7 protein-coding genes are annotated in these 7,286 nt (G+C 74.7%); 5 read left to right on the top strand and 2 right to left on the bottom strand.

Annotation, left to right across the window (positions count from 1 at the left end; all coding sequences use genetic code 11):
* The 4 genes from AB7J25_RS29430 to AB7J25_RS29415 form a co-directional block, all read left to right on the top strand.
* The coding region (locus tag AB7J25_RS29430) for a carbohydrate ABC transporter permease (protein WP_428514434.1) at positions 1-389 on the top strand (389 nt) is incomplete at its 5' end.
* Positions 386-1,384: an NAD(P)-dependent alcohol dehydrogenase gene (locus AB7J25_RS29425; protein ID WP_428514432.1), complete on the top strand. Its 999-nt coding sequence runs from the start codon at positions 386-388 to the stop codon at positions 1,382-1,384. The genes AB7J25_RS29430 and AB7J25_RS29425, both read left to right, overlap by 4 nt.
* Positions 1,385-1,393: 9 nt before the next feature.
* Complete coding sequence (xylB, locus tag AB7J25_RS29420) at positions 1,394-2,863, top strand: xylulokinase (protein ID WP_428514430.1); 1,470 nt, start codon at positions 1,394-1,396, stop codon at positions 2,861-2,863.
* On the top strand, positions 2,860-4,326 hold the full coding sequence (locus AB7J25_RS29415; RefSeq protein WP_428514429.1) for a mannitol dehydrogenase family protein: 1,467 nt from the start codon (positions 2,860-2,862) through the stop codon (positions 4,324-4,326). The genes xylB and AB7J25_RS29415 overlap by 4 nt, the downstream gene beginning before the upstream one ends.
* Before the next feature lie 65 nt (positions 4,327-4,391).
* Here the strand turns inward: AB7J25_RS29415 and AB7J25_RS29410 are convergent, their stop codons facing one another.
* Positions 4,392-5,807, bottom strand: coding sequence for a DUF2252 domain-containing protein (locus AB7J25_RS29410; RefSeq protein WP_428514436.1), 1,416 nt, complete (start codon positions 5,805-5,807; stop codon positions 4,392-4,394).
* A complete protein-coding gene (locus tag AB7J25_RS29405) occupies positions 5,725-6,747 on the bottom strand; it encodes a DMT family transporter (RefSeq protein WP_428514427.1) in 1,023 nt (340 codons plus the stop codon). Before AB7J25_RS29405 ends, AB7J25_RS29410 begins: the two co-directional genes overlap by 83 nt.
* A 48-nt stretch (positions 6,748-6,795) precedes the next feature.
* On the opposite strand from AB7J25_RS29405, the gene AB7J25_RS29400 reads away from it, so the two are divergent.
* The coding region (locus tag AB7J25_RS29400) for a MarR family winged helix-turn-helix transcriptional regulator (RefSeq protein ID WP_428514425.1) at positions 6,796-7,286 on the top strand (491 nt) is incomplete at its 3' end.

Here is a 7,286-nt window from a genome sequence, read left to right as displayed (position 1 = left end):
CGTCGATGAACCTGCCCATCGCGATCTGGATGATGCGCTCGTTCCTCGCCGAGGTGCCCAAGGAGGTGCTGGAGGCCGCCGAGATCGACGGGGCGGGGTTCCTCACCATCCTCTGGCGGGTGATCGCCCCCATCGCGCTACCGGGGATCGTCGCCACCAGCCTGATCTGCTTCATCTTCAGCTGGAACGAGTTCATGTTCGCGGTGAACCTCACGGCGACCCGGGCGGCCACCGCGCCGGTGTTCCTCGTCGGGTTCATCTCCGGCGAGGGCCTGTTCCTCGCCCAGCTGTGCGCGGCGGCCGTGCTCGTGTCGCTGCCGGTGCTGATCGCGGGCTTCGCGGCGCAGGACAAGCTCGTCCGCGGGCTCTCGCTGGGCGCCGTGAAGTGAGAGCGGCAGTCCTCACCGCACCCGGGGAGATCGGGATCGTCGAGCGCGACGTTCCCGTCCCCGGGCCAGGGGAGGTGCTGGTGCGGATCGGCTCGGTCGGGGTGTGCGGCTCGGACACCCACTACTTCGACCACGGCCGGATCGGCCGCTTCGTCGTCACCGCGCCGCTCGTCCTCGGCCACGAGGCGGGCGGCGTGGTGGAGGCCGTCGGACCGGGGGTGGCGCCCACCCGGGTCGGCGAGCGGGTGTCGATCGAGCCCGGGATTCCGGACGGGACGTGCCGGTGGTGCCGGGCGGGCCGCTACAACCTGTGCCCCGCGATGCGCTTCCTCGCCACCCCTCCGGTGGACGGGGCGTTCGCCGAGCTGCTCGTGGTGCCCGACGGGTTCGCCCACACCGTCCCGGGCACGGTCTCCGACGACGCGGCTGCCCTGCTGGAACCGCTGTCGGTGGGGTTGTGGGCCGCGCGCAAGGGCGGGATCACCGCGGGCTCGCGGGTGCTCGTGACCGGTGCGGGCCCGATCGGGCTGGTCGCCGTGCAGTGCGCCCTCGCGGCCGGGGCCGCGGAGGTGGTGGTGTCCGAGCCGGATCCGGCGCGCCGGCGGGTCGCCGCGGGGTTCGGAGCCACGGCCGTCACCCCGGCCGAGGTGGACGGGGTCGGACCGGACGTCCTGCTGGAGTGCTCCGGCCATCCCGGCGCCACGGTCGCGGCCCTGCGAGCGCTGGAGCGCGGCGGCCGGGCCGTCCTCGTCGGGATGGGCGCCGACGGGCTCGCGCTGCCGCTGCCGGTGGTGCAGGAGCGCGAGCTGGAGATCACCGCTACCTTCCGGTACGCCAACACGTGGCCCACCGCGATCGCGCTGGTCGCGACCGGGCGCATCGACCTGGACCGGCTCGTCACCGGTACCTACCCGCTGGAGCGGGCCGCGGACGCCCTCGTCGCGGGCCGCCGGGACCCGGCGTCGATCAAGGCCGTGGTCCGCCCGCAGACCTGAGGAGCGCGCATGCTGGTGGCCGGCGTCGACTCCTCGACGCAGTCCTGCAAGATCGTCGTCCGCGACGCCGCCACCGGGGCGCTCGTGCGCTCGGGGCGCGCCGCCCACCCGGACGGCACCGAGGTGCACCCCGACGCGTGGTGGTCGGCCCTCGAGGCGGCGGTCGCCGACGCCGGCGGCCTCGACGACGTCGCCGCGGTCGCGGTGGGCGCGCAGCAGCACGGCATGGTGTGCCTCGATGCGGACGGCGCCGTGGTGCGCCCCGCGCTGCTGTGGAACGACACCCGCTCCGCACGGGCGGCCGCGGACCTCGTCGCGGAGCTGGGCGGGGGCGCGGCCTGGGCGCAGGCCGTCGGGTCGGTGCCGCTCGCGTCGTTCACCGTGACGAAGCTGCGCTGGCTCGCCGAGCACGAGCCGGACGCCGCGGCAGCGACCGCCGCGGTCTGCCTGCCCCACGACTGGCTCACCTGGCGGCTGGGCGGCTCCCCCGACCTGGACGCCCTGCGCACCGACCGCGGTGACGCGAGCGGCACCGGCTACTGGTCCCCCGCCACCGGCGCCTACCGGCCCGACCTGCTCGAACGCGCCCTCGGCCACGTCGCCCGGCTCCCCGAGGTGCTGGGTCCGGTCGAGCAGGCCGGGCAGACGCGCACGGGCGCCGTCCTCGGCCCCGGGACCGGCGACAACGCCGCCGCCGCGCTCGGCATCGGCGCGGGACCCGGCGACGCCGTCGTCTCGATCGGCACCTCGGGAGTCGCGTCGTCGGTCGCGGGCTCGCCCACGGCGGACGCCACCGGCATCGTCGCCGGGTTCGCCGACGCGACCGGCCGCTACCTGCCGCTGGTCTGCACCCTCAACGCCGCCCGCGTCCTCGACGCCGTCGCCGCCCTGCTGCGCGTCGACCACGCCGAGCTCTCCCGGCTGGCGCTCTCCGCCCCGCCCGGCGCGGGCGGGCTCGTCCTCGTCCCGTACCTGGAGGGCGAACGCACCCCGGACCGGCCCGACGCCACCGGCGCCGTCCACGGCCTGCGGCTGGCCACAGCCACCCCGGCCCACCTCGCGCGCGCCGCCGTCGAGGGCCTGCTCTGCGGCCTCGCCGACGGCCTGGACGCTCTGGAGGCAGCCGGCGCCGACGTCCGCCGCGTGCTGCTCGTCGGCGGTGGCGCGCGCTCCGAGGCCGTCCGCCGCATCGCCCCCACCGTTCTCGGGCGGCCGGTGCTGGTTCCCCCCGCCGGGGAGTACGTCGCCGACGGCGCCGCGCGCCAGGCCGCCTGGGTGCTCGCCGGCGGGCCCGAACCGCCCGCCTGGCCACGCTCGGGCCCCGACAGCTATGAGACCCACTCCCCCGATCCCGCCGCCGACCCGGTCCGCGCCGTCCGGCACCGCTACGCGGAGGCCCGCGACCTCACGGTCTCCCGATCCGCTCCGATCCCGGCCGCTCCGATCCCGGCCCGATCCCAGAAGGAGGACGGCCCGTGACGCCGCTGTGCCGCAAGACCCTCGACTCCCTGGACATCCCCGGCCCGACCTACGACCGCGATGCCGTGCGCACCGGGATCGTGCACATCGGTGTCGGCGCCTTCCACCGCGCCCACCAGGCCCTCTACCTGGATCGGCTGATGGAGGCGGGCGAGGCGCTGGACTGGGGCATCTGCGGGGTCGGGGTGCTGCCGTCGGACGCGGCGATGCGCGACGCCCTGCACGACCAGGACTGCCTCTACACCGTCGTGCACCGCCACGCCGACGGCACGTTGCAGCCCCGGGTCGTCGGGTCGATCGTCGACTACCTGCTCGCCCCCGACCACCCCGACGCCGTGATCGAGCGCATGGCGGACCCGAGCACGCGCATCGTCTCGATGACGGTCACCGAGGGCGGCTACAACTTCAACGCCGTCACCGGCGAGTTCGACGCGTCCGACCCGGGCATCCTGCACGACCTCGAGCCGGGCGCCGCACCGCGGACGATGTTCGGGCTGGTCACCGAGGCGCTGGTGCGCCGCCGCGAGCGCGGCCACACCCCGTTCACCGTGATGTCCTGCGACAACATCCAGGGCAACGGCGACGCGGCCCGCCGCAGCTTCGTCGCGTTCGCGACGCTGCGCGACCCGGCGCTCGGCACCTGGGTGGACACGCACGTCGCGTTCCCCAACGCGATGGTCGACCGCATCACCCCGGTCACGACCGACGCGGACCGCGCCGAGGTGGCCGACCGCTTCGATGTCGAGGACCGCTGGCCCGTCGTGTGCGAGCCCTTCTCGCAGTGGGTGCTGGAGGACGACTTCCCCGCCGGGCGGCCGCCGCTGGAGCACGCGGGCGTCCAACTCGTCACCGACGTCGAGCCCTACGAGCTGATGAAGCTGCGCCTGCTCAACGCGAGCCACCAGGCGCTGTGCTACCTCGGCAGGCTCGCGGGCTACGACCTGGTCCACGACGTGTGCCGCGATCCGCTCTTCGCCGGGTTCCTGCTCGCCTACATGGACCGCGAGGCCACCCCCACCCTGGAACCCGTGCCCGGCATCGACCTGTACCGCTACAAGCGCCAGCTCATCGAACGTTTCTCCAACCCCTTCGTCCGCGACACCGTGGCGCGCCTGTGCGCGGAGAGCTCGGACCGGATCCCCAAGTGGCTCCTGCCGGTCATCCGCCACAACCTCGCCTCGGGCGGGGAGATCGAGCGCTCGGCGCTGGTCGTCGCGAGCTGGGCCCGCTACGCCACCGGCATGGACGAGAAGGGGGCGCCGATCGAGGTCGTGGACCGGTTGCGCGACACGCTGGTGTCGCTGGCGCGGCGCTACCCGGACGACGAGCTGGCGTTCCTCGCCGAACGGGAGGTGTTCGGCGACCTCGTCGACGACGCGCGGTTCGTCAGGGTCTACCGCCGGCACCTGGAGTCCCTGCACGCCAGGGGGGCGCGGGCGACGCTCGAGTCGCTCGGGGGTTGACCGTCGAGAACGACGTTGCGCAGCCGAAAAGGCCCTGTTGATCAGCGCAAGGTCGTTCTCGACGGTCACACCCCGGGTTCGGCGGGCAAGGCGCCCCGCTCCACGGCGGCGACGAGCGCGGCGTGGTCCTGCTCGGTCTGGTCCGCGTACGCGCGGGCGAACCGGGCAAGAGCCTTGTCGGCCTTTCCTCCCCCACCCAGGTAGCCCGCGATCATCGACGCCCCGCTCGTGCGCGCGTGGCCCTTCGCGAGCAGCAGCCCGCAGACGCCCGCGTAGTCCGCGAGGCCCGCGGCGTCCAGGCCGTCCACGACGACGGCGCCCTTCATGTCACGGAACTGGCGCACGTAGTACTGGCGCTCGCCGACGGTCGTCCAGCCCAGCAGCGGGTCGCTCACGGTCTGCAGATCCTGCTGGTAGCTCACCACCCGCTGACCCTGGTGGGCGTGCCACGCCGAGTCGCCGTGCACGAACCGCGCGACGACCGACCGCCGGGCCTGCTTGAGCTGCAGGAACAGCACGTCATCCGCGTTGGAGCCCTCGACGAGCGCGATGTAGGCGCGCAGCCCCACCGACCCGACGCCGACGACCTTGTGCGCCACGTCCACGAGCCGGTACCCGCCGAGGATCCGTGCCCAGTGCAGCGGCAGGGTCACCAGGTAGTCGTCGAGGGCGGCGGCGATGCGGTCGTACTGCGCGGCGTCGGGACGGGTGATCAGCGGCGGCTCGGTGACGATCCGGCGGTGCCCGTCGGCGCCGTTGCCGACCCCGCTGCCGTCCGGGAGGCCGTCCTCGGTGGTGAAGCGGGGCAGCGCGCGGTCGCTCGTCCGCCGCCGCGCCCGCTCCGCGGCCCGCTCGATGCTGCTGCGCCCGACCTTGCTGGTCGCCGCGCCGTGCAGCCCGTCGAAGTCGAGCCGCTCGAACGAGCGGGTCAGGAGCGGCTGCTCGGCGAGGTGCGCGAGGTGCTCGCGGTAGGAGCGGACGCAGCGGCGGACGGCGTCGCTGCAGTCGTCCTCGGCCAGACCGTTCTGCCGGCCCGCCACCCAGACGCTCGCCGTGAGCCGGCGCAGGTCCCACTCCCAGGCACCGGGGTGGGCCTCGTCGAAGTCGTTGAGGTCGAAGACCAGGTCGCGCTCGGGCGATGCGTAGAAGCCGAAGTTGCCCAGGTGGGCGTCGCCGCAGATCACCGGGGTGATGCCGGTCGAGGGCAGGCGGGAGAAGTCCTCGGCCATCACCGCTGCCGCACCGCGCAGGAACGCGAACGGGCTCGCGATCATCCGCCCGATCCGCACCGGCACCAGCCGTGCCACGCGGCCCTCGTTGCCCATGGCGACGATCGTCACGGGGTCCAGGCGGCGACCGCTCCCGTCCCAGTACGCGAGCGACGAGCGCGGCGCCCGCTCACGCAGCGCCTTGCCGAGCCCGTAGCGCTCGGTCCGCGGGGTCGCCGCGTGCCGCAGCGAGGTGAACCCGGTCGCGTCCACCGTGTCGTGGACGACGTGCACGTGCGGGTCGAGCGTCATGGGGTGAAGCCTGGCACGGCGGATCCGCTCGGGGCAGGGTGTCCGCTCGCGGCGCGCGGGAGGCGAGCGCGCCGTAGGCGATCGCGGCGAACGTCAGGGCGAACCCGGCGAGCTGGGTGGCCGTGAGGTCCTCGCCCAGCAGCACCCACCCGAGGACGGCGCCCGTGAGCGGCGCGGCCAGGCCCAGCAGCGGCGGGGCGACGACCGGGAGCCTGCGGACGCCCTCGAACCAGACGACGAACGCGGCGGCCGTCGCCACGAGGGAGAAGTACGCGACGCCGAGCGCCTGGCCGCCGTCCAGGGCGGGCGGCGGGCCCTCGACGAGCAGGGCGAGCGGCACGATGAGCACCGCGCCGGCGAGCAGCTGCCCGCCGACGTCGCCGATCGGGTCGGCGGGCCGGGGGAAGCGGCGGGTGAGCACGACGCCCGCCGCGAAGCTGACGTTCGCGGCGAGCGCCGCGAGCAGGCCCACCGGGTCGTACCCGGCGCCGGGACGCAGCACCACCAGCCCGACCCCGACCGCGGCGGCGATCCCGACGGCGATCTCCCGTCCCGGGGGACGGCGGCGCGCGAGCAGCCCCGCGAACCCCACGACGAGCAGCGGCTGCAGCCCGCCCGCCGCGGCGGCGACCCCGCCGGGCAGCAGCGTGGCCGCGAGGATCAGGAGCGGGAAGAACAGGCCGACGTTGACCAGGCCGAGGACGGCCACCCGCCGGCCGTCGGCCCGCCCCGGCCGCCATCCCCGCAGCAGCCACGCGACGGCGACGAGCAGCAACCCGGCGGGCAGCACGCGCGCGGCCGCGTCGAACACCGGACGGCCGGGCGGGAGCACCTCGGTGACCAGCACGTACGTCGTGCCCCACGCGATCGGCGCGAGCACGGTCACGGCGACTGTCTTCACGTTCGTCATATTAATGTTGAGATAATGAGTATGCACTAGTCTTCCCGCGTGACGCAGCAGCAGGACGCGGTGGACCGGATCCTCGGACAGTGGGCGGCCGTGCGACCGGACGTGGACGTCTCCCCGCTCGCCGTGATCGGGCGGGTGTCGCGGCTGTCACGGCTGGTCGACAAGGTGCTCGCCGTGAACTTCGCCCGCTTCGGGCTGGAGAACTGGATGTACGACGTCCTCGCGACGCTGCGCCGAAGCGGCGAGCCCTACGCGCTCACGGCGGGCGAGCTGGTGCGCCAGTCCATGGTCACGACGGGGGCGATCACGCATCGCGTGGACCGCCTGGCCGAACGCGGGCTCGTCGAGCGCGAGCAGGGCACGGATCGGCGCACCGTTGTCGTCCGGCTCACACCCGCCGGGGTCGCGCTGGTCGACGAGGTGATCGGCGCGCACACCCGCACCGAGCACGAGATCCTCGCCCGCCTGGACGACACCCAGCGGGCGGCGCTCGCCGACCTGCTGCGGATCCCGCTGCTCACCCTCGGCGA

Source organism: Pseudonocardia sp. (genome assembly GCF_050246655.1).
Classification (GTDB): Bacteria; Actinomycetota; Actinomycetes; order Mycobacteriales; family Pseudonocardiaceae; genus Pseudonocardia.
This window is presented reverse-complemented; position numbering and strand designations above follow the sequence as displayed.